Source organism: Nocardia tenerifensis NBRC 101015 (genome assembly GCF_000308715.1).
Classification (GTDB): Bacteria; Actinomycetota; Actinomycetes; order Mycobacteriales; family Mycobacteriaceae; genus Nocardia; species Nocardia tenerifensis.
Genome location: NZ_BAGH01000129.1, coordinates 1 through 20,664 on the forward strand (window position 1 = coordinate 1; position 20,664 = coordinate 20,664).

The 20,664-nt window shown below is 69.3% G+C and carries 20 protein-coding genes; 7 read left to right on the forward strand and 13 right to left on the reverse strand.

Going from position 1 to position 20,664, the window contains the following annotated elements; genetic code table 11:
- From ON39_RS50030 to ON39_RS10995, 8 genes are all read right to left on the reverse strand, one after another.
- On the reverse strand, window positions 1–253 hold a 253-nt coding region (locus ON39_RS50030; RefSeq protein WP_040733373.1), incomplete at its 3' end, for a hypothetical protein.
- Window positions 243–1,526: an ArsA family ATPase gene (locus ON39_RS10965; RefSeq protein ID WP_246003006.1), complete on the reverse strand. Its 1,284-nt coding sequence runs from the start codon at window positions 1,524–1,526 to the stop codon at window positions 243–245. The genes ON39_RS50030 and ON39_RS10965, both read right to left, overlap by 11 nt.
- Window positions 1,523–1,960 (reverse strand): SRPBCC family protein, encoded by a 438-nt coding sequence (locus ON39_RS10970; RefSeq protein ID WP_040733374.1) that lies wholly within the window; start codon window positions 1,958–1,960, stop codon window positions 1,523–1,525. The genes ON39_RS10965 and ON39_RS10970 overlap by 4 nt, the downstream gene beginning before the upstream one ends.
- A 45-nt stretch (window positions 1,961–2,005) precedes the next feature.
- Window positions 2,006–2,389: a polyketide cyclase / dehydrase and lipid transport gene (locus ON39_RS10975; protein WP_040733375.1), complete on the reverse strand. Its 384-nt coding sequence runs from the start codon at window positions 2,387–2,389 to the stop codon at window positions 2,006–2,008.
- 90 nt (window positions 2,390–2,479) lie between these two features.
- Window positions 2,480–3,607, reverse strand: coding sequence for a glycosyltransferase family 4 protein (locus ON39_RS10980; RefSeq protein WP_040733376.1), 1,128 nt, complete (start codon window positions 3,605–3,607; stop codon window positions 2,480–2,482).
- Between the two features lie 56 nt (window positions 3,608–3,663).
- Window positions 3,664–4,659 (reverse strand): hypothetical protein, encoded by a 996-nt coding sequence (locus tag ON39_RS10985; protein WP_040733377.1) that lies wholly within the window; start codon window positions 4,657–4,659, stop codon window positions 3,664–3,666.
- A 59-nt stretch (window positions 4,660–4,718) separates the two neighbouring features.
- Window positions 4,719–5,747, reverse strand: coding sequence for an NlpC/P60 family protein (locus ON39_RS10990; protein WP_246002989.1), 1,029 nt, complete (start codon window positions 5,745–5,747; stop codon window positions 4,719–4,721).
- A gap of 250 nt (window positions 5,748–5,997) precedes the next feature.
- Window positions 5,998–6,570, reverse strand: a complete 573-nt coding sequence (locus ON39_RS10995) for a C40 family peptidase (RefSeq protein WP_040733380.1) — start codon at window positions 6,568–6,570, stop codon at window positions 5,998–6,000.
- 608 nt (window positions 6,571–7,178) lie between these two features.
- On the opposite strand from ON39_RS10995, the gene ON39_RS11000 reads away from it, so the two are divergent.
- Together ON39_RS11000 and ON39_RS11005 are read left to right on the forward strand one after the other, a co-directional pair.
- On the forward strand, window positions 7,179–9,422 hold the full coding sequence (locus ON39_RS11000; protein WP_083894375.1) for a DEDD exonuclease domain-containing protein: 2,244 nt from the start codon (window positions 7,179–7,181) through the stop codon (window positions 9,420–9,422).
- Between the two features lie 4 nt (window positions 9,423–9,426).
- The gene (locus ON39_RS11005) at window positions 9,427–9,702 is read left to right on the forward strand and encodes an Lrp/AsnC family transcriptional regulator (protein WP_040733381.1); all 276 of its coding nucleotides are present in this window, start codon (window positions 9,427–9,429) and stop codon (window positions 9,700–9,702) included.
- A gap of 10 nt (window positions 9,703–9,712) precedes the next feature.
- Here the strand turns inward: ON39_RS11005 and ON39_RS11010 are convergent, their stop codons facing one another.
- The 3 genes from ON39_RS11010 to ON39_RS11020 form a co-directional block, all read right to left on the reverse strand.
- Window positions 9,713–10,000 (reverse strand): peptidase inhibitor family I36 protein, encoded by a 288-nt coding sequence (locus tag ON39_RS11010; RefSeq protein ID WP_146251196.1) that lies wholly within the window; start codon window positions 9,998–10,000, stop codon window positions 9,713–9,715.
- Between the two features lie 222 nt (window positions 10,001–10,222).
- On the reverse strand, window positions 10,223–11,284 hold the full coding sequence (gene trpD / locus ON39_RS11015) for an anthranilate phosphoribosyltransferase (RefSeq protein WP_051186502.1): 1,062 nt from the start codon (window positions 11,282–11,284) through the stop codon (window positions 10,223–10,225).
- Between the two features lie 270 nt (window positions 11,285–11,554).
- Window positions 11,555–11,992 (reverse strand): hypothetical protein, encoded by a 438-nt coding sequence (locus ON39_RS11020; protein ID WP_040733384.1) that lies wholly within the window; start codon window positions 11,990–11,992, stop codon window positions 11,555–11,557.
- Window positions 11,993–12,241: 249 nt separating this feature from the next.
- On the opposite strand from ON39_RS11020, the gene ctaE reads away from it, so the two are divergent.
- The 4 genes from ctaE to qcrB all read left to right on the forward strand — a co-directional run bounded on the left by ctaE (window position 12,242) and on the right by qcrB (window position 16,805).
- Window positions 12,242–12,853, forward strand: a complete 612-nt coding sequence (gene ctaE, locus ON39_RS11025) for an aa3-type cytochrome oxidase subunit III (protein WP_040733385.1) — start codon at window positions 12,242–12,244, stop codon at window positions 12,851–12,853.
- 59 nt (window positions 12,854–12,912) lie between these two features.
- Window positions 12,913–13,776, forward strand: coding sequence for a cytochrome bc1 complex diheme cytochrome c subunit (qcrC, locus tag ON39_RS11030; RefSeq protein WP_169335876.1), 864 nt, complete (start codon window positions 12,913–12,915; stop codon window positions 13,774–13,776).
- Window positions 13,777–13,852: 76 nt separating this feature from the next.
- Window positions 13,853–15,112 (forward strand): cytochrome bc1 complex Rieske iron-sulfur subunit, encoded by a 1,260-nt coding sequence (gene qcrA, locus ON39_RS11035; RefSeq protein WP_373283680.1) that lies wholly within the window; start codon window positions 13,853–13,855, stop codon window positions 15,110–15,112.
- A gap of 73 nt (window positions 15,113–15,185) precedes the next feature.
- Window positions 15,186–16,805: a cytochrome bc1 complex cytochrome b subunit gene (gene qcrB / locus ON39_RS11040; RefSeq protein ID WP_040733389.1), complete on the forward strand. Its 1,620-nt coding sequence runs from the start codon at window positions 15,186–15,188 to the stop codon at window positions 16,803–16,805.
- A 100-nt stretch (window positions 16,806–16,905) separates the two neighbouring features.
- Here the strand turns inward: qcrB and ON39_RS11045 are convergent, their stop codons facing one another.
- The gene (locus ON39_RS11045) at window positions 16,906–17,427 is read right to left on the reverse strand and encodes a polyadenylate-specific 3'-exoribonuclease AS (protein WP_246002990.1); all 522 of its coding nucleotides are present in this window, start codon (window positions 17,425–17,427) and stop codon (window positions 16,906–16,908) included.
- A gap of 321 nt (window positions 17,428–17,748) precedes the next feature.
- Here ON39_RS11045 and ON39_RS11050 point away from each other — a divergent pair, with 321 nt between their 5' ends.
- A complete protein-coding gene (locus tag ON39_RS11050; RefSeq protein WP_040733392.1) occupies window positions 17,749–19,134 on the forward strand; it encodes a class II 3-deoxy-7-phosphoheptulonate synthase in 1,386 nt (461 codons plus the stop codon).
- Between the two features lie 280 nt (window positions 19,135–19,414).
- Here ON39_RS11050 and ON39_RS11055 read toward each other — a convergent pair.
- A partial coding sequence (locus ON39_RS11055) for a Stk1 family PASTA domain-containing Ser/Thr kinase (protein WP_040733394.1) occupies window positions 19,415–20,664 on the reverse strand: 1,250 nt, incomplete at its 5' end.

The window sequence follows — 20,664 nt, forward strand, 5'->3', positions numbered from 1 at the left end:
GGCTCGCGCCGCCGCGTTCCGCAGCGCCAGTGCCCATGCCGCCGCGGCTCGCGGCACCGAAGTCGCTGCCTTGCCCAGCAGCACCTACGGCCTGGTCACCCTCCGCATCCCAGCTCCAGTCCCGGCCTTCGCCTCCCGGCCCGCCGTCTGCAACCTCGGATTCATCCCGGCCCTTCCCCCGCCCGAAAAACCCGCCGACGCGTTCCCCATCCGCACCCCGCCGGAAGAACCCGGACGTCCGGTCACCGCTCATCGCCGCTGCTTTCGGGCCACAACTCGGGATCGGGCCGGAAACGCACCACGAGATGTCCTGTGTCGAGCTCCGCGCCGTCGACCGTGCACCGCCGCAATACCGGTGCGAGACGGACTCGCCGCCGGACACCGTCCGCTCCCACGATCAAATCGTCCTCCACTCGGCCAAGTCGCAGCGTCGACGCGTCGACAACGGGCAGGGGCATCCGCAGCGTGTAGATCGCGCGCAGGCCGGTGCCCGATTCACATCGAACCACCGGTTCGCCGGAGCTCGCGTCAACCTCCGTCGGACTGTCGCTCAGCATATGTCCTGCGTCGCCGATGATCGTGTCCACCGCGTACGACAGGGCGGCGAGCGAGGTGAGCCCGATCGGCTCGGGTCCGGTGTGCTGCGCGATCAGCAGCGGGATACCCGGCATCGCGCGTTCTAACTCGGCGATGACGGCCAACTGTTCGCCGCGGCGGTTCAGATACCAGTGCACGGCGGGGTGTTCGGCGCCGTCGGGGGAGGTCGGCGGCAGGACCTTGTTGACCACCACCGCGTCCAGCCGCAGACCGAGCAGCGCGGCGGCGGAGCGGACCCGCTCGGACTCGGCGAGGGTGACCCGCTCGGCGACGGTGATCAACCGCGCACCGGTGCGCCGATGGTCGGCCAGCAGGTCGCGAACCTCGGTGACCGCCTTCACGATTCGCTCTGCGGTAGCGGCGAGGACCGCCTGCCGCAGGTCGGTGCCGATGGTGCTCATCGCTCTGGCGTGCGGCGGCCAGATCCGATCGAGGTAGCCGAGCAGCGTGTCGGGCGCGGTGACGATGCGCAGCATGTCGGCCGAGGGCGGGCAGTCGACGACGATCACGTCCCAGTCGTCCTCGTTCGCGAACTGGGTGATCTCGACAAGCATGAGCAGTTCCTGCACGCCGGGCAGGCCGGTGAGCTCGGCCGGGTCCAGCGCGGCGAGGTCGATGCCGTGCTCGTGCCCGGAAGACGGCGACAGCACGCGGACCACGTCGCGAAACCGATCCTCGAGCAGCGCGAGCGAGTCCACCTCGATCACGTCAAGGCCCGGCTGCACAGTCGCGATCCCGGTCACGGTGCCGGGATCGTGCGGAAAACGGAAGCCGAGCGCGTCACCGAGCGAGTGCGCCTGATCGAGCGAGGCCACCAGCACGCGCCGGCCGGCCCTGGCATAGGACATGGCGGTGGCACACGCCAGCGTCGTCTTGCCTACCCCGCCTTTGCCGATGAACAGGTCGACCCGGGTCGTGTGCTTCGTCAGCCTTCGACCCGTTTCTTCAGTTCTTTCAGCGCGGTATCGGTGATCACCTTCTCGGCCTTGCGCTTGAACATGCCGATCATCGGGATGTTCAAGTCGACGGTCAGCGTGTAGACGACCTCGGTGTTGCCATCGGGCTGATCGATGAGTTCATAGGTGCCGTTCTGCGCCTTCTGCAACTCGCCGCTGACCAGCGTCCAGCTGACCGCCTTGTCGTCGGGGCGCCAGGTGTAGGACAGGACGTAGCTGTCCTTGACCACGCCCGCGTCCAGCACGAACCGCGCGGTGCGCGCCCGGCCGTCCGGCCCCTTCTCCTGTACCTCGACGGATTTCGCCGCCGAGACCCACTCCGGGTAGGACTCCAGGTCGGCGATGACGGACATCACCTGCTGCGACGGGGCCTCGATGATGATCGACCTCTGGGTCCTGTCGGCCATGGCGGACAGCGGTTCCTTTCGGAGTCGGTCTGGGGGATGCGAGCGTCAGGAGGAGTGGGCGGGTGCGACCCCGGCCGGGCGACCGGCCTCCAGCCGGGCTTTCAACTCGAAGGACATGTTGCGGCCCGCAACCCGGCGCTCGCGGTTCGCGGCGGCCGTGCGATGGGGCGCCAGCGCGGGCTGCGGCTCGGCGTGCAGGAAGTAGTGCACGATCACCCCGTCGAGGGCGGGCTGTAGCCAGACCTCCATGGTGCCCTCCAGCGCGCCGGACACGGTCCAGCGGATTCCCTTGTCGCCCCGGTCTTCCCGGACGACGAGGGTGAGGTCGGGCCACCAGCGGCGCCAATTGTTCGGCGCGGACAGGACATCCGCGACGGCGATGCCGGGCGCGGCGACGAAGGTCTGGTCGGCGACCTGAATAGTGCTCACGACTCGGCCTTACTGTGTCTCTGGTTCACTCGCTGACGCTCGTTCACGTGTGGAGCGTATCCGATACCCCCGACGAATCCTCAGCTGTGATCACCGCAGCAGTTGCCGCAGTCGCACGCCGTGGGTGTCCCAGCGCCAGCGGTCCTCGACGAAGGCGCGGCCCGCGGCGCCCATGCGGGCGGCGGCGTCGGGGTCGGCGAGGAGGCCGACCAGGGCGTCGGTGATCTGCTGGATGGATCGACCGTCCACCACGCGCCCGGTTTCGCCCTCGATGACCGTTTCGGGGGCGCCGCCGGAACGGCCCGCGACGACGGGCACGCCGGACGCGGACGCCTCGAGGTAGACGATGCCGAGCCCCTCCACGTCCAAGCCGGCGCCGCGGGTGCGGCACGGCATGGCGAAGACGTCGGCGAGGGTGTGGTGGGCGGCGAGCTCGCCCGCGGGGACGCGACCGGTGAAGACGACGTCGTCGGTGACGTTCGCGGCGACGGCGAGCCTGCGCAGCTTCTCCTCGTAGGGCCCACCGCCCGCGATCACCAAGACGGCGCCGGGAACTCGGTCGCGGATCTCGCGCATGGCGACGATCAGCGCGTCCTGACCCTTGCGCGGGACGAGGCGGGAGAGGCACAGGATCGTCGGCCGGTCGCCGAGTCCGTAGCGGTCGCGCAGTTCCGCGCGCGCCGCCGGGTCCGGCCGGAACGCGTCGGTGTCCACGCCCGGTGGCAGGTATTCGAGCGCGGCGTTGCGCCCGAACGCCGACGCGAAACGCCCGCGCGTGTACTTGCTGACATAGGTGACCACGTCGGTGTGCTCACCGATCTGGCGCAGCGCCTGCCTGGCGCCGGGCAGCATGGACCAGCCGACCTCGTGCCCGTGCGTGCTGGCCAGGACGCGTTCGGCGCCCGCGCGGCGCAGCACCGGCGACATCAGCGCGAGCGGCGCGGCGGCGCCGAACCACACCGTGTCGCACTTCTCGCTGCGCAGCAGCCGCGCGGCCCTGCGCATGACGAGCGGGGTCGGCAGCATCAGCGTGGTGGGGTGGCGGACCACCTGGAACTTCTGCGGGGCATCGAACTTCAGGTGGCTGTCGCCGCGCCAGCGCGGGGCGTAGACGACCAGATCGTCCGGCGGCAGCTGACCGGCCAGGGCATGCAGATAGGACTGGATACCGCCCGGCCGCGGCGGGAAATCGTTGGTCACCAGCAGAGTTCGGGCCATGGTGACAACCTACTGGGTGTGATTTCCCGCGCCCGCGCGCGGCGTCGGGCGCGGCCTCAGGTCGCCTGCGCGGACAGCCACGCGCGCCACTCCGCGACGAAATCATCGCGGCCGGTGCCGAGCACGCTGCGCAGGATCTGATCCTCGGTGGCCGGGGTCTGCTGGGCCGCCGCGATTTGTCGATAGAGCTCGACCAGCCGGGGTTGGCCGTACCTCTCGGCGATGTAGGCGCAGACGGACCAGGCCTGCTCGTAGGTGGCGGCGGCGTCTCGGCCGGCGAAATCCTGGTCGGCGGGGAGGTCGCCGGGTACGGCGTGCGAACGGACCTGAGTGAGGAGCGTCGGGGCGATGTCGGCGAAGCGATGGCCCTGGCCGCGGTGCGCGGTGTAGTCGGCGAAACCCTCGAGCATCCACAGGGGCGCGCCGTCCCGGGTCGCGGCGCGGGTGGCGATGTGGGTGAGTTCGTGGCGGAGCAGGGTGCGCAGGCCGTCGGGGTCGAGGCGGCGGCCCGCGTCGGGGCTGAACACGATGCGCTGGCCGGTCGGGCGGGCGCCGGGTGCGAACGGGTCGGCGACGGAGGCGGCGGCGACCTCGCTGGAGAGAGTGGTCGAGTGCACGAGCCCGGCGAACTCGGCGGGGGAGGAGGCGACGACGACCGTGGTCGCCTGCGCCCAGTCGCCGCCCCACACCTCGGTGACCGCGGCGGTCGCGGCGGCGAGTTCGCGCTCCAGCACGTCGATCTCGGCGCGTTGCGCGGGATGGCCGACGACAAGAGACCGCTGTCCGTCGCCGGTCGCCACCTGACGGGTGAGGATCGGGCCGAACGGTTCGACGCTGCGGCGCACCTCCGCGAGCCGCGGGTCCGCGGCCGCGGCCTGGCCGACGGCCTCGGTACTCGCCTGCGCCGCATGCGGTTTCGTCGAGGTCGAGTTCGGCAGCAGCACCAGCGCGCCACAGACTCCGGTCAGTGCGATCACCATTGCGACGGTGAGACAGAACTCGAAGCGCCGCCGCGCCGACCACCACGCGCGCAGGCGGCGCACGCCGTTCACGACGCCGTCCTCAGCGCGACGCCGAGGGGATTGGACAACTCATGCCCATGCATAGTCGGTCAGTATCGCCGAGCGGAGTGGTAGGGAGTCGAACTCATGGGCGCGACGGCGACCGGGACACCGAAGGTGGAGGCGTGCAACATGAGTCCGTTGCCCGCGTAGATCCCCACATGGGAGATGTCGGAGTAGAAGAACACGACATCGCCGGGCTGCAGGTCCTCCTTGGCGACGGGCGTGCCGTAGGTCGCCTGCGCGGAACTCGTCCGCGGCACGTCCTTGCCGACCTGTTTGAACGCCCACTGCACGAGCCCGGAGCAGTCGAACTGGTTCGGACCGGTCGCGCCCCACACGTACGGGTCGCCGACGCGGGTGAGCCCGGCGGCCAGCGCGCTCGTGCCGCTGCCGGGAACCAGGCCCTGCAGCAAGGTGTCGCGGTCGAAGCCGGGCGGGAAGGGCGAGCCGGCCAGCGCGGACTTGTCCTTGGTGGACAGCGCGCCCCACGCCTGCACCACCTGGGCGATAGCGCCGCCGAGGTCGCTGCGCTTGCGTTCCAGGTCGGCCCGAACCGAGTCGGCCTTGTCGGCGGCCGCGCGGGCCTCGTCGTCGGCTCGGCGCGCGACCGCCTCGGCGGCGTCGGCCGAGTCGGTGGCGGTCTTGTACTGGTCCAGCTGGGCGGAGGTCTGGGCGGCGAGAACGTCCAGCGTCGACATCTGGTCCAGCAGTTGCTGCGGGGAGTCGCTGACCAGCACGGCGAACAGGCGGTTCGTGCGGGCGCCCTGGTAGGCGGCGATCGCGGTGCGGTCGATGACCGGCTGATACTTGCGCACCTCGTCGCGGGCTCGGTTCACCGCGTCGGTGGTCGCGGCCAGCTTGGCGTCGGCGTCACGCTGGATGACGAGCTTGGCGTCGAGATCGGACTGCGCGTCGAGGGCCTGCTGGTTCAGCTGCTCGGACTGGTGCGAGAGGTCGATCATCCGCTGCACGGCCTCCGACGCGGTATTCGGCAGGGCCACCGGATCGGCCCCGGCCGGGCTGCCACCGTAGAGCGCGGTGGTGGCCAGGACTCCGGCCGCCAGTGCGCCTCCCACCAGACGTCGTGTGCCATGTCTCCGGTGTGCTGCCACAGCCTGCCGTGCCCCACTCTCTCGTGAAACGATCTCTCTGGAACCGACGAGCCTCTTCTGCGGAAAACGAGGTTTACGCCCGGCGCGCCTCGGGTAATTCCAGAAGGTCTCGATTAGGTTACGGAACGGCTACGTCGGTGTCCAGTAGAGAACGAAACGATCACAGCCGACGTACGCTGGTCGGGCCGCGATACCCGGCCCGACCAGCGGTTTGTCAGAAGCGACGGGCTCCGGCGACCGGCATCGAGGAGATCGGGGACACCTGCACGGGCGTTCCGGAGGTGGCCGCGTGCACGACGTTGCCGTCGCCGGCGTACAGGCCGGAGTGGCCGCCGCCGTAGAACGACACGAGGTCGCCCGGCTGCAGGTCGTCCATCGAGACGGGGGAGCCCGCCGCCAGCTGGGCGTCGCTGGTGCGCGGCAGCTCCAGGCCGGCCTGCTCGTAGGACCATTTGACCAGGCCGGAGCAGTCGAACGCGTTCGGGCCCGCGGCGCCGTACACGTACGGTGCGCCGAGCTTGCTCATGGCGGCGTCGAGGGCTTCCTCGCCGACGGTGCGCTTCGGGGCGACGAACGGCAGCGGCGCCTGGCCGGGCAGCTCGATGCCCGGAATGCCCTGCGGGATCTGGATCTCGTTCGGCACCTCGAAGGTTCCCACGCCGGGGATGGTCACCGGCTGCGCCGATGCGGGGGCGGCCGGAAGCAGGAACGCTCCGATGGTGGCAGCGCCGACGGCCCCGGCGGCGACGGCACGCTGCGCCGAACGCTTGACGGATTTGGTCGTCATGATGCGGTACTCCCAATCTGCCCCACGACGCCGCACCCTGACTGGTGCCGCGGACTTCGTGTCGTTCGCGCCGGGTTGGTGCGGCGGACTCCGTGAGGTCTCGAAAAGGTTACGAACACATCACGGGGGTTTGTAAAGTCCCCGTCTGGAGAAATGCGCGTGGGGAGTGGGAAACGCTCGTAATCGGTGTGAGATATGTCGCAGCTATCACGAAAAGATAACGGAGCGAATTCGCCGACGAGCTTCCCGGTCGCTATCTCGGTCAGCGATGCCATGGCCCGCCGGAGCCGCGAGGCGAACCTTTCGGACATTTCCCCAGGTCGCTGCGTTCATCTGGGCGTCACCCGCTGGTCGGAAGCCGGTCGGTCGGTCGCCTGGCCGGGATCGGGCACAGCGAGCCCCGAGTGGCCCGCCGGGCTCATCCGACACGCCCGGCCGATTGATACGGTTTGCGTCACAATGTGAGCTGTATCACTTTTTCGAGTTCTAGATCATTTCATGGGTACCGCGACGAAAATGCCCGCGATGTAATTCAGACATTTCCCGGGCTTTCGCATGCCCCGCCGCGCGCCCCGATCTTGTCGGACCCACCCCCTACGCTCCAGCCCGTGTCCGTCCCCGCGCCGCGCAAGGCCGTCGCTCAGCAGCTGGTCTTCGATGACCTCGACACGCCCCTCTACGACACCACCTTCGTGGTCGTCGACCTGGAGACCACCGGGACCAGTCCGGGCGCGGACGCGATCACCGAGATCGGCGCGGTCAAGGTGCGCGGCGGCGAGGTGCTCGGCGAGTTCGCCACGCTGGTCAACCCTGGGCGGGCGGTGCCACCCGCGATCGTTCAGGTCACCGGGATCACCACCGCCATGGTCTACGCGGCGCCCACCATAGCCTCGGTGCTGCCGGGGTTCCTCGAATTCGCCTCGGGCGCGGTGCTCGTCGCGCACAACGCGCGGTTCGACATGGCGTTCCTGCGGGCCGCCGCGGCGGCGCACGACATGGTGTGGCCCGTGGCGACCGTGCTGTGCACCGTGAAGCTGGCACGGCGGGTGCTCGGCCGGGACGAGGCTCCGTCGGTCCGCTTGAGCGCGCTGGCCCGGCTGCTCGGCGCCAGCACCCAGCCGACGCACCGGGCCCTCGACGACGCGCGGGCGACCGTCGACGTGCTGCACGCGCTGATCGCCCGCGTGGGCAACCAAGGTGTGCACAGTTTGACCGAGCTGGTCGACTACCTGCCCGACGTGACGCCGCGCCAGCGCGCCAAGCGCTTCCTCGCCGCCGATCTGCCCGCGAGCCCCGGCGTGTACCTGTTCCGCGGACCGGCCGACGAGGTCCTCTATATCGGCACCGCGGTGAATCTGCGCCGGCGCGTGCGCAACTACTTCACCGGCTCGGAGACGCGCGGGCGGATGAAGGAGATGGTCGCGCTCGCCACGCGAGTGGACCACGTGGTGTGCGCGCACGCGCTCGAGGCGGGGGTCCGCGAGTTGCGGCTGCTCGTCGCCCACGCCCCGCCGTACAACCGCCGCTCCAAGTTCCCCAAGCGCGCCTGGTGGATCACGCTCACCGACGAGCCGTTCCCCCGATTCTCGATCGTGCGCACGCCGAACCGGGATTCGCTGGGGCCCTTCAACTCCCGGGCCGATGCGACCGAGTTGGCGGTGATCATCGCCGAGTTCACGGGCCTGCGCACATGCAGCGCCCGGCTGCCCGCGCGAGGTCGGCACGAGTGCCCGCCCGCGGTCGTCGGCGGCTGTCCCGCGGCCGTGAGCGGAACGCCTATAAGTAAGGAGGAGTACGCACCGATCCCCGCGCTCGTGCGCGCCCTGTTCGCCGGTCACACGGACGCCCCGCTGCGCACCATGCTCGACCGCATCGAAACCCATTCCCGCGCCCAGCATTTCGAGGCCGCCGCCCGGCTCCGCGACCGCACCGCCGCGGTCATCCGCGCCCTGCACCGCACCCAGCGCCTCGCCGCCATCGCGCGCATCGCCGAGCTGATCGCCGCCCACCCCGACGGCGCAGGCGGCTGGGAGTTCGCCGTCATCCGCTACGGACGGCTCGCCGGCGCCGGAACCGCCGCGCGCGGAGTGCCACCCATGGCGATCGTCGAACAGATCGTCGCCGCCGCCGAAACCGTGATCCCCGAAGGTGGTGTCGCCCCCGCACGGGAGGAGATCGAAGTCGCCCCTCCGAGCCCCGCCGCACCGACAGCCGGTCGGATCGCCCCTCTCTCAGCGACCCCGCCTTCGGCCGCGGTGTCGCCTGCGGACGTTGTGCCGCCTGCGGACGTTGTGCCGCCTACGAGAGTGGCCCCGCCTTCGGACGCGGTGCCGCCTGCGGGAGCGGTGCTGCCTGCAATCGTGGTCCCGCCTGCGGGCGCGACTCCGTCTGTGGGCGCGACACCGCTTCCGGGCGCGATCCCACCTTCAGGCGTGGTCTTGCCCTCGGGCATGAACCCATCCTCGGGCGCGATTCCATCGTCCGGCGCGAACCGATCATCGGGCGTGAACTCCGTCGCCGAGAGTCGTCGTGACTTGCCCGAGGCTGCTGTCGCATCGAATACCTCTGTGCGACTGGAGATTCCGGGGCTACATGCAGCAGGTAGACGCCTCGCGGAGGGCGCGGAGGATCGGGTGGCTATCGATGTGCCGCCGTTGCGGGGAGCCTCGCCGGAAGAGGTGGGACTGGTGGTGCGGTGGCTGGGGCGGGCGGGGGTGCGGATCGTGCGGACTACGGAGGGGTATCGGGAGCCGGCGTTCGGGGCGGGGCGGTGGCTGGGGTGGGCGGAGGTGGCGGATGCGGCGGCACACGCGCAACCCGCTGAGGACGCGTACGTGGACCGCTTAGGCTGAGCGCATGATTACCGCGATCGTGATGATTGACGCCGACAATGGCCGCATTCCCGAGACCGCGCAGGCCGTCGCGGACACCGACGGCGTCGCCGAGGTGTACTCGTGCGCGGGCGACGTGGACCTGATCGCGATCGTGCGGGTCCGCGACCACGAGCAGATCGCCGAGGTGGTCACCAACCGCATCGACAAGGTCCCTGGTGTCGCGCGGACCATTACGCACATCGCGTTCAAGTCCTACTCGAGCGCGGACGTGGAAGCCGGATTCTCGCTGGGGGAGTGAGCAGTCCTGCCTATTTGACGAGGGCCGACTTCCCGGTATAGGTGCCGTTGTCTCCCGGGTGGAGGATTGCGGTGGCGATGCCGGTGCAGGTCGCGTCGGTATATATCGTCACCACGCTCTTGGTGTTGTTGTGGATCGAGCGAATATCGTTGGCGCCGAGCAGGACGCACCCGGACGGATTGGTGTAGACCTTGCCGCCGACGATCAGCTCACCCGGAGCCGCCGTCGCCACCGGCGCGGCGGCACACACGGCCGCCGCGCAAAGGCTCACAAGTACTGCACGAACGCTGTGTCGCATGCTGTCCTCCTTCGCCGGATCGAAGCCGTGGGGCACGGGCCGCGTCCCACGACTTGGCGTCGTGTGACAAGGTCGGCGCGGTCGCGGATCGGCCCCGTTTTCGGCGGGAGCGCCGATCTGCCTGACACGCTGGGAGCGCCGATCTAGCTAACGCACCGGAAGTGCCGACCTAGCTAACGCTCTGACCACATTCTATTCCCGACAGCTATCGCGGCGCGAAGTTCAGCTATCGCCCAGTGTGACCGTCAACTTCGTCCAACGCTCGAGCAGCGCCGCCGCCTTGCCCGCGTCGATCGCCTCGGCCGCCCGCTCGAGCCCGCCCGCCAGCGCGTCGTGCACGTCGGCGTCGAAATCGCCGGACCCCTGGGACAGGTCGTAGGCCACGATGGCGGCCGCCGAGTTCACCAGTACCGCGTCCCGCACCGCGCCGTGCTTCCCGGCGAAAACGTCGCGCGCCACGCTCGCGTTGACCTCGGCGTCGCCGCCGCGCAACGCCTCGAGCCCGACGCGCGGAATGCCGAGCCGCGTCGGGTCGATGGTGGTCTCGCGCATCCGTCCGCCGGAGACCACGTAGGCGGTGGTGGTGGCGGACGTGGTGATCTCGTCGAGCCCGTCGTCACCCCGGACGACCAGCGCGCTGCCGCCTCGTCCGGCGAACACGCCCGCGATCACCGGCAGCAGATCGGGGAACGCGCAGCCCACCAGTCCCGCGCGCGGCTGCGCCGGATTCGTCAGCGGCCCAAGCACATTGAAGACGGTGGGAATGCCGATCTCCTTACGCGCCGCGCCCGCGAAACGCAGCGCGGGATGGAACACCGGCGCGAAGCAGAACCCGATCCCGACCTCGCGCACGCAGCGCGCCACCGCCTCGGGGCCGAGCACGAGCCGCACGCCGAGCGACTCGAGCACGTCGGCGCCGCCGCTCTTGGACGAGGCCGCGCGGTTGCCGTGCTTGACCACCGGCACTCCGGCCGCGGCGACCACGATCGAGGACATGGTGGAGATGTTCACCGAGCCGGACCGGTCGCCGCCGGTGCCGACGATGTCCACCGCGTCGCCGTCGATCTGCACGAGTCGGGCGTGGTCGAGCATGCCGGTGGCGAGGCCGGTCAGTTCGGCCGGCGTCGGACCCTTGATCTTCATGGCGACGCCGAAGGCGGCGATCTGCGCGGGGGTGGCGTTGTCCGACATGATCTCGTCCATCGCCCATGCCGTGTCGTCCGCGGCCAGGTCGCCACCGTCGGCGAGGGTTCCGAGCACCTGGGGCCAGCTGCGCACGCTCATGAAAGTACTTTCTCCCGTCACACTGGTTTCCACCAGTTCGTCGCGAGCAGCTTACTGCGAGCCCTCGGGGCTGAGCCCGTCGTTAAGCGGCACGGGTTGCCCAGCGCGGCCAAGGTTGCCGAGCGCGGCCGAGGTAGTGCAGTGCGGCCCGGGTTACGCAGTGCGGCCTTGGTTGTTCGATGCGGCCCCGGATTGCGGAGGCGGCCCGATTGCCCAGCGCGGCCCGGGTTGTTCAAATTGGCGCAGGTCGTCGAGCTGAGCCACCGTCGTTCAGCGGGTCCCGGGTTGATCGGTCGCGCGACGGGGTTGCAGCGCGTCCCATCCATCCGCAGTGCCGTCGTGGCGCTGCGCGAGCCCGGCCATCCGGGAACGCTCCTGCGAACAGTGCAGCGCGTCGAGCACCTGCACGCGCTGCAGGATCACGGTTTCCAGTGCGTCCGTTCCTGGACCGCCGACCTGCGGCGCGGGCGTGTACCCGTCCTGCGCCGCGATGTCGCACACCGCCTCGACCTGCGCCGGCGGTATTCGCAGATGGTGTCGCAGCACCGCGTCCGCGTCCGGCACCAGCTCGCTCGCCCGCGCCAGCGCCGCCGAACACGCCTCGGCGTCATCGAAACTCGACGCGACCACCACCAGATCGGCCCTGCTGGGATCCAGCGGCGCCGGACCCTTCCGCCCGAACAACCGATCCCATATCCGCGCTGCCACACCGCCTCCATCTCAGCTTTTACTTACGAACGCCTGTCATGCTGTGGGCCGGTTACCCGAGAGCACACGCCCCCGGCCCCGAGCGCGCACCGCCCCGGCGCCGACCGAACCCGGCACGCGACGGGCGGCCCGATCCCAACACGCCGAGCCCTGGTCGAGAGGCCGTCTGTCCGTGGGTTTTCCGACACGGAGAGACAAGTTTCGCACCCGGGTACTTGTGTCGTACTACGACGAGTCATACTTACCCCCGTGACGACCGCAGTAGGGACCCCCGGATCGGCCATTACCCAGCGTGTGCACTCGCTGAATCGGCCCAACATGGTCAGCGTCGGTACCATCATCTGGCTGTCCAGCGAGTTGATGTTCTTCGCCGGCCTTTTCGCGATGTACTTCGTCGCGCGCGCCCAGGCGCATGGTGTCTGGCCGCCGGAACCGACCGAGTTGAACCTCAAGCTCGCCGTGCCGGTCACCACCGTGCTGGTCGCGTCGTCGTTCACCTGCCAGATGGGCGTGTTCGCCGCGGAGCGGGGCGACGTGTTCGGCCTGCGTCGCTGGTACGTCGTCACGCTGATCATGGGCGCGATGTTCGTCGCCGGTCAGGGCTACGAGTACATGAACCTGGTGCACGAAGGCACCTCGGTCTCGAGCAGCGCCTACGGCTCGGTGTTCTACATCACCACCGGTTTCCACGGCCTCCACGTCATCGGCGGTCTGATCGCCTTCGTGTTCCTGCTGATCCGCACCAAGGTCAGCAAGTTCACCCCCGCGCAGGCCACCGCCGCGATCGTGGTCTCGTACTACTGGCACTTCGTCGACATCGTGTGGATCGGGCTGTTCGCCACGATCTACTTCGTCCGCTGAGTCGGGCGTACCCCAGTCTTTTTGCACACGTCGGTTCCGTCTACTCCAAAGGGACACAGATGAGTTCATCTCCCCCGTCAGCGCCAGAGCCCGCCAGCAACGGGAACGGCGAGGCCAGCAAGACACGCAGGCAGCGCCGCGTTCGCCGTCGCATCGCGGGCGGGCTCGCGCTGTTGGTGGGCCTCGTCGGAGCAGGCTTCCTGGCCGCGGCCCTGACGCCGGACCCGCAGCGGGCGAGCGCGAACGAGGACTCCTCGGCGCTGATCCGCGAGGGCAACCAGCTCTACGACACGTCCTGCATCACCTGCCACGGCGCGAACCTGCAGGGTGTCGAGGATCGCGGCCCGAGCCTCATCGGCGTCGGCGAGGCCGCCGTCTACTTCCAGGTGTCCTCCGGCCGCATGCCGATGGCCCGCAACGAGGCCCAGGCCCAGCGCAAGCCACCGAAGTTCGACGAGCACCAGACCGACGCGCTGATGGCCTACATCGCGGCCAACGGCGGCGGCCCCAGCGTCGTGCGCGACGCGAACGGTGAGATCGCGCAGGAGTCGCTGCGCGGCGACGACATCGCCCGCGGCTCCGAGCTGTTCCGGATGAACTGCGCCTCCTGCCACAACTTCACCGGACGCGGCGGCGCGCTGTCCTCCGGCAAGTTCGCGCCGCCGCTCGAGCCCGCCTCCGAGCAGCAGATCTACGACGCGATGGTCTCGGGCCCGCAGAACATGCCGAAGTTCTCCGACCGGCAGCTCTCGCCGGAGGAGAAGCGCGACATCATCGCCTACGTCATGAACGCGAAAGAGGAGAAGGCCCCCGGCGGCTGGGACCTCGGCGGCTTCGGCCCCGCGACCGAGGGCCTGGTCATGTGGGTCATCGGTATCACGACGGTGGTCGGCGCCGCGATCTGGATCGGGTCCCGGTCATGAGCGCGGCAGGTAACCACGCAGTTCCCGGGCGCATGACCCGAAGGATGCAGGCATGACTGAGAAGGAGCCAAACGACATGGGTCGGCCGGATGAGGGCCACGACGGCGGCGAGCCGTCGACGGGCCGCGGTTCCCACGAGGTGGTGGCGGGGTCCGACAGCGGCGCGGGCAGCCACGCCGTGGCGGGCTCCGACGGCCACGCGGTCGCGGACAGCCACGCGCTGAACAAGAATTACACCGAGGCCGAACTCGACGCGATGACGCGCGACGAGCTGGTCAAGCTCGGCACCGAGCGCGACGGCGTCGACGTGGCGTACCGGCGCGAGCGGTTCCCCGTGCCGGGCACCCGCGCCGAGAAGCGCGCCGAGCGCGCGGTCACGTTCTGGTTCGCCGTCTCCGGCCTCGCCGCCGCGGCGCTGGTCGGCGTGTACCTGTTCTGGCCGTGGCGGTTCAAGCCGTCCGACGACGACGGGCACACCGCCTACTCGCTGTTCACCCCGCTGGTCGGCGTGACCTTCGGCGTCGCGGTGCTCGTCATCGGCATCGCGGTGGTGCTGATCCGCAAGACGTTCATCCCCGCCGAGCTGTCCATCCAGGACCGCCACGACGGACCCTCGCCCGAGGTCGAGCGTCGCACCCTGGTCGCCGAGCTGCAGGACGCGCTGGAGACCTCCACGCTGGCCCGCCGCAAAATGATCACCCGCACGGCGGGCGCCGGCGTCGGCGTGCTCGGCATCGGCGCGCTGCTGGTGTTCGTCGGCGGCATGGTGAAGAACCCCTGGGCCAAGCGCGAGAAGTCGCCGCTGTGGGTCTCGGGTTGGACCCCGGACTTCCCCGGCGAGACCATCTACATCCGCCGCGACACGGGTCGCCCGGAGGACATCGTGCTCGTCCGCCCCGAGGACATGGACGCGGGCGGCATGGAGACGGTGTTCCCCTGGAAGGAGAAGTGGCGCGGCGACGAGCACGCCACGCTGCAGTCGCTGCGCGGAATCCGCAACGCGGTCATGCTGATTCGCCTGCGCACCGAGGACGCGCAGAAGGCGATCAAGCGCAAGGGCCAGGAGAGCTTCAACTACGGCGACTACTTCGCCTACTCGAAGATCTGCACCCACCTCGGCTGCCCGACGTCGCTGTTCGAGTCGCAGACCAACAAGATCCTGTGCCCCTGCCACCAGTCGCAGTTCCTCGCGACCGAGTGGGGTAAGCCGGTCTTCGGTCCCGCCGCTCGCGCACTGCCGCAGCTGCCGATCACCGTCAACTCCGAGGGCTACCTGGTCGCCAACGGCGACTTCATCGAGCCGCTCGGACCGGCTTACTGGGAGCGTCGTTCATGAGCGAACGAAGTGAGCGAATCATGTGCCAGCGTGCAGGGCACATGCCGGAATCGAGCGTCAGCGAGGTGGAGGCATGAGTCCTTCTGTCGCCGCACAGGCCAACGAGATGGACGAGCGGTATCAAGCCGCCGCGTTCATGAAGCGGTCGATCAACAAGGTCTTCCCGACCCACTGGTCGTTCCTGCTCGGTGAGATCGCGCTGTACGCGTTCATCATCCTGCTGCTCTCGGGCGTCTACCTGACCCTGTTCTTCGATCCGTCGATGACCGAGGTCGTCTACAACGGCTCCTACCAGCCGCTGCGTGGTGTCACCATGTCGCGCGCCTACGAGACGTCGCTGGACATCACCTTCGAGGTGCGGGGCGGTCTGTTCGTCCGCCAGGTCCACCACTGGGCGGCGCTGCTGTTCGCGGCGTCGATCATCGTGCACCTGTTCCGCATCTTCTTCACCGGCGCGTTCCGCAAGCCGCGTGAAGCGAACTGGGTGATCGGCTCGCTGCTGCTGATCCTGGCCATGTTCGAGGGCTTCTTCGGTTACTCGCTGCCCGACGACCTGCTCTCCGGCACCGGCCTGCGGGCCGCGTTCGGCGGCATCACGATGAGCATCCCGATCGCGGGCACCTGGCTGCACTGGCTGATCTTCGGCGGGGACTTCCCCGGCACGATCATCATCCCGCGCCTCTACATCGCGCACGTGCTGCTGCTGCCCGGCATCATCCTTGCGCTGATCGCCGCCCACGTGGCGCTGGTCTGGTACCAGAAGCACACGCAGTTCCCCGGACCGGGCCGCACCGAGAACAACGTGGTCGGCGCCCGCATCATCCCGGTGTTCGCCGCCGACCAGGGCGCGTTCTTCGCCTTCACCCTCGGCATCGTCGGCATCATGGGCGGTCTGTTCCAGATCAACCCGATCTGGAACCTCGGGCCCTACAACCCGTCTCAGGTCTCCGCGGGTTCGCAGCCGGACTTCTACATGATGTGGACCGACGGCCTGGCGCGTCTCATGCCGCCGTGGGAGCTCTACCTGGGTCGCTACACGGTGCCCGCCGTGTTCTGGGTGGCGCTGATCATGGGCCTGGTGTTCACGGTGCTGATCATCTACCCCTGGATCGAGAAGCGGCTGACCGGCGACACCGCCGGGCACAACCTGCTGCAGCGTCCGCGTGATGTGCCGGTGCGCACGGCGATCGGCGCCATGTCGATCGGCTTCTACGTCGTGCTGACCCTGTCGTGCGTCAACGACATCGTCGCGCTGAAGTTCGACATCTCGCTCAACGCGACCACCTGGATGGGCCGCATCGGCATCCTGGTCGTGCCGCCGGTGGCGTACTTCGTCGCGTACCGGTTCTGCCTCGGCCTGCAGCGCAGCGACCGGGCGGTGCTCGAGCACGGCATCGAGACCGGCGTCATCAAGCGCCTGCCGCACGGTGAGTACATCGAGGTGCACCAGCCGCTCGGCCCGGTCGACGACCACGGCCACCCGATCCCGCTGGAGTACCAGGGCGCGACCGTCCCGAAGAAGATGAGCAAGCTCGGCGCCGCGGGCAAGCCCGGCACCGGCAGCTTCCTGCGCCCCGACCCCCGGCAGGAGAGCGAGCAGCACTTCGAGACCGAGCACGCCGAAGAGCACAAGCAGCTCAAGGTCCTGCAGGCCCGTCAGGAGAAAGAGCTCGGTGGCAAACGCAGCCACTGACAGCTGAACACCAAAGGCCCCGAGTCGATTTCGACTCGGGGCCTTTGCGTTGGCCCGACATCGCTGAAACAACGCCCGGCTTCGACGTTGCGGAGGCTTACTACATTCGCGGGGTGTTGCGGCGGTGGGATTCGATGGCTTCGAATTTGGCCAGGTTGTGGCGGGCGTCGGCTAGGGCGTCGTGGGCGTCGGGGGGGACGGGGGGGAGTTCGGGGCGGCCGTGGGCTTCCCAGTGTTGGCGGAGTTCGTTGGTGTAGCGGGGGAGGGCGGTGGGGAGGTCGACCATGGAACCCCAGAGCTGGCAGAGGGCGACGTGGTCGTAGGCGCCGACCCAGGCCCAGAGTTCGGGGACCACGGAGGAGCGGGGAACCAGGAACTTGTACAGGTCGTCGCGGATCTGCTTGCGGCCGCGCCACAGCGGCGAGGAGGGCGACGGTAGCTGTGGCAGGACGTGCCTGCGCACCCAGGGGCCGGCCCGCTCGGGATCGAATTCCGTGGACACCGCGTAATATTCGCGCCCGTCCTCGCACACGACACCGATGGACACCAGGTCGATGACGACCCCGTCCTCGATGAATTCGCAGTCATAGAAATATCGAAGCGAGATCGGTCTACTCCTCAACAAGTCGGTATCGGCATCGCGCCCTTATATACGTTCGAACGATAACCTTAGGCCCTGTCTCGAAGTCCCATCCGGCGCCTCCGGTGGCTGGATCGCCGCCTGGCCGCGTTGTCGTCGTCGCCGATACAAACCCGGTATCGGCTCCTCCTCCGCCTTGCCAGGCGACGATCCAGCCACCGGAAGCATCCGGCCGGACTTCGAGACAGGGCCTAAGTGGAAAGGCGGTCGGCGACGCGGCCGGGCACCTCGACCACCGAAGTGGCGCCCCGACACCCGCATGGTGGGTACCGCCGACGTCCGGGTGATCCGTATTCTGGACGGGTGAACTGGACCGTCGACGTACCGATCGATCGCCTGCCGGAACTGCCACCGCTGCCCACCGAGCTGCGAAGGAGGTTGGACGAGGCGCTGGCCCGTCCCGCGTTGCAGCAGCCGTCGTGGGATCCGGAGCAGGCGGCGCAGATGCGCACCGTGCTCGAGAGCGTGCCGCCGATCTGCGTGCCCGCCGAGGTGGAGGAGCTGCGCGAGCAGCTAGCCGAGGTGGCCCGGGGCGAGGCGTTCCTCATGCAGGGCGGCGACTGCGCCGAGACGTTCGCCGACAACACCGAGCCGCACATCCGCGGCAATATCCGCACTCTGCTGCAGATGGCCGTCGTGCTCACCTACGGCGCGAGCCTGCCGGTGGTGAAGGTGGCGCGCATCGCGGGCCAGTACGCGAAACCGCGCTCGTCCGATACGGATTCGCTCGGCCTCAAGTCTTACCGCGGCGACATGGTCAACGCGCTGGTGGCCGACGCCGGCCAGCGTGAGCACGACCCGTCCCGGCTGGTGCGCGCCTACGCCAACGCCAGCGCCGCGATGAACCTGGTGCGCGCGCTGACCGGCGCGGGCATGGCCGATCTGCACCGGCTGCACGACTGGAACCGTGACTTCGTCGCGAAGTCGCCCGCGGGCGCCCGCTACGAGGCGCTGGCCGAGGAGATCGACCGCGGTCTCGCGTTCATGACGGCCTGCCGGGTGAACGATCCGAGCCTGAAGTCGGCCCGCATCTACGCCAGCCACGAGGCCCTCGTGCTCGACTACGAGCGCGCCATGCTGCGCCTCAGCGAGAACGCCGCGGGCGAGCCGGTGCTCTACGACCTGTCCGCGCACTTCCTCTGGATCGGCGAGCGGACCAGGCAGCTCGACGGCGCGCACATCGCGCTCGCCGAGCTGCTCGCCAACCCGATCGGCCTCAAGATCGGCCCGACGACCACGCCCGACATGGCGGTGGAGTATGTCGAGCGGCTCGACCCGAACAACGAGCCCGGCCGGCTGACCATCGTCTCCCGCATGGGCAACGGCAAGGTCCGCGACGTGCTGCCGCCCATCATCGAGAAGGTCCAGGCCACCGGGCATCAGGTCATCTGGCAGTGCGATCCGATGCACGGCAACACCCACGAGGCGTCCACCGGTTTCAAGACCCGCCACTTCGACCGCATCGTCGACGAGGTCCAGGGCTTCTTCGAGGTGCACCACGCCCTCGGCACGCACCCCGGCGGCCTGCACATCGAGCTCACCGGCGAGGACGTCACCGAATGCCTCGGCGGCGCCCAGGACATCTCCGACCTGGACCTGTCCGGCCGCTACGAAACCGCCTGCGACCCCCGCCTCAACACCCAGCAGTCGCTCGAACTCGCCTTCCTCGTCGCGGAGATGCTGCGCTGATCTCAGGTCTCGCAACGAATCCCGGTGGACGCCATGGCGACACGTGGGAGGAAGTCATCCTCGATGAGGGCGACTGGGCACAGTGCCCCACGGGAAGTTACGGCACCACGTGGTCGTCCGGCCGCAGCCGGACGACCGGTCGATAGGGCTGAATGCCGGCCTGCTAACTGTCACCACACAGCGATAGCGACGGTCACTTCAGCGTGACGATCCTGGCTCGGCGTTCGCGCCTGCGCCGGGGATTCGGCGTTCTACGCCCCGAAGCGGAGCGGATGATCGGTTAAGGCAGGGCGACCAGGGACACCGTGTTTCCCGACTCGATGTTGGCGCCGACCCCGGGGCTCTGCGAGACGATGAGCGAACTGTCGCTGGCCACAAGCTGTTTCACCTCGACCTGCACGCCGAGGGACTGCAGCTTGGCCTTGGCGTTGGCGACGGTCCAGCCGCGCACGTCGGGCATCTTCAGCGCGTTGGAGACGAGCAGGGTGACCTCGTCGCCGGATTGCACGGTGGTGCCCGCGGCCGGTTCGGTGCCGATCGCCTTGTCCGCGTCGATGGTGCGATCGAACTGAGACCTGGTCTCGCGCACCGTGATTCCCGCGTCGGTGAGGATCTTCGTGGCCTCGGCGGTCGCCTTCCCGCGCACGTCGGGCACCTTCACCGGGTGAGATCCCTTGCTGCGGTACACCTTTACCTGCGCGCCCATCGGCAGCACGGTGCCCGGGCTCGGGTCGGTCTTGGCCAGCGTGCCCTTCGGCGCCGAGTTGCCGATCTCGCCGGAGTCCACCGGTTGCAGCCCGGCGTCGCGAATCAGCTGATTCACCTTGGTGATCGGGTCGCCCGGCTGCACGTCGGGCACCCTCGGCTTACCGCTGGACACGAGCACCGCGACCGTCGAACCCTTGGTGACGCGCGAGCCCGCCGACGGATCGCTGCCCACCACACCGCCGACGGGAACGACGTCGGAGGCCTTCTGCCGGAACGTGGTCTCGAACCCGGCGTCGCGCAGCGCGGCGACCGCCCGGTCGGAGTCCATTCCGGCGATCGCCGGAACCGGCGAGTACCGCCCGACGCCGAGCCACCACCCGCCGACGCCGACGACCAGCGTGAGGATCGCCACGATGGCGACCCACATCCACGTCGTGCGGCGCGATTTGTTCCGGTCGGGCGCGTAGGCCTGATACGGCGACGCCGCGTGCTGCTGACGCACCGGCTGCGGCTCGTAGTCGTCCGGCGGTCCGTAGTCCACTCGCGGCCGCGGCGCGGTGACCACCTTGGTGTGCTGCACGGTCGGCGGCGTGTAGGGCTGGGGGCGGGCGATCGGCGCGGCCTGCGGCGTCAGCGCCGCGACCCGATAACTCGCGCTCAAATGCTCGGCCGACTCCTGCGGCGCGGGCACCCGGTACGGCGGCAGGTGCAGCTTCGCGCCGATCTGGCGCAGCGCGGCCGCCATCTCGTTGGCGTCGGCGAACCGGTGCGCCGGCTCGCGCGCGGTGGCGTTGGCGACCAGTTCGTCGAACTCCGGTGGCA

Coding starts and splice junctions, on each gene's coding strand:
- ON39_RS10970 (WP_040733374.1), bottom strand. CDS start 1,960: ATGGCCGACAGGACCCAGAGGTCGATCATCATCGAGGCCCCGTCGCAG.
- ON39_RS10980 (WP_040733376.1), bottom strand. CDS start 3,607: ATGGCCCGAACTCTGCTGGTGACCAACGATTTCCCGCCGCGGCCGGGC.
- ON39_RS10995 (WP_040733380.1), bottom strand. CDS start 6,570: ATGACGACCAAATCCGTCAAGCGTTCGGCGCAGCGTGCCGTCGCCGCC.
- ON39_RS11005 (WP_040733381.1), top strand. CDS start 9,427: ATGATTACCGCGATCGTGATGATTGACGCCGACAATGGCCGCATTCCC.
- ON39_RS11010 (WP_146251196.1), bottom strand. CDS start 10,000: ATGCGACACAGCGTTCGTGCAGTACTTGTGAGCCTTTGCGCGGCGGCC.
- trpD (WP_051186502.1), bottom strand. CDS start 11,284: ATGAGCGTGCGCAGCTGGCCCCAGGTGCTCGGAACCCTCGCCGACGGT.
- qcrC (WP_169335876.1), top strand. CDS start 12,913: ATGAGTTCATCTCCCCCGTCAGCGCCAGAGCCCGCCAGCAACGGGAAC.
- qcrA (WP_373283680.1), top strand. CDS start 13,853: ATGGGTCGGCCGGATGAGGGCCACGACGGCGGCGAGCCGTCGACGGGC.
- qcrB (WP_040733389.1), top strand. CDS start 15,186: ATGAGTCCTTCTGTCGCCGCACAGGCCAACGAGATGGACGAGCGGTAT.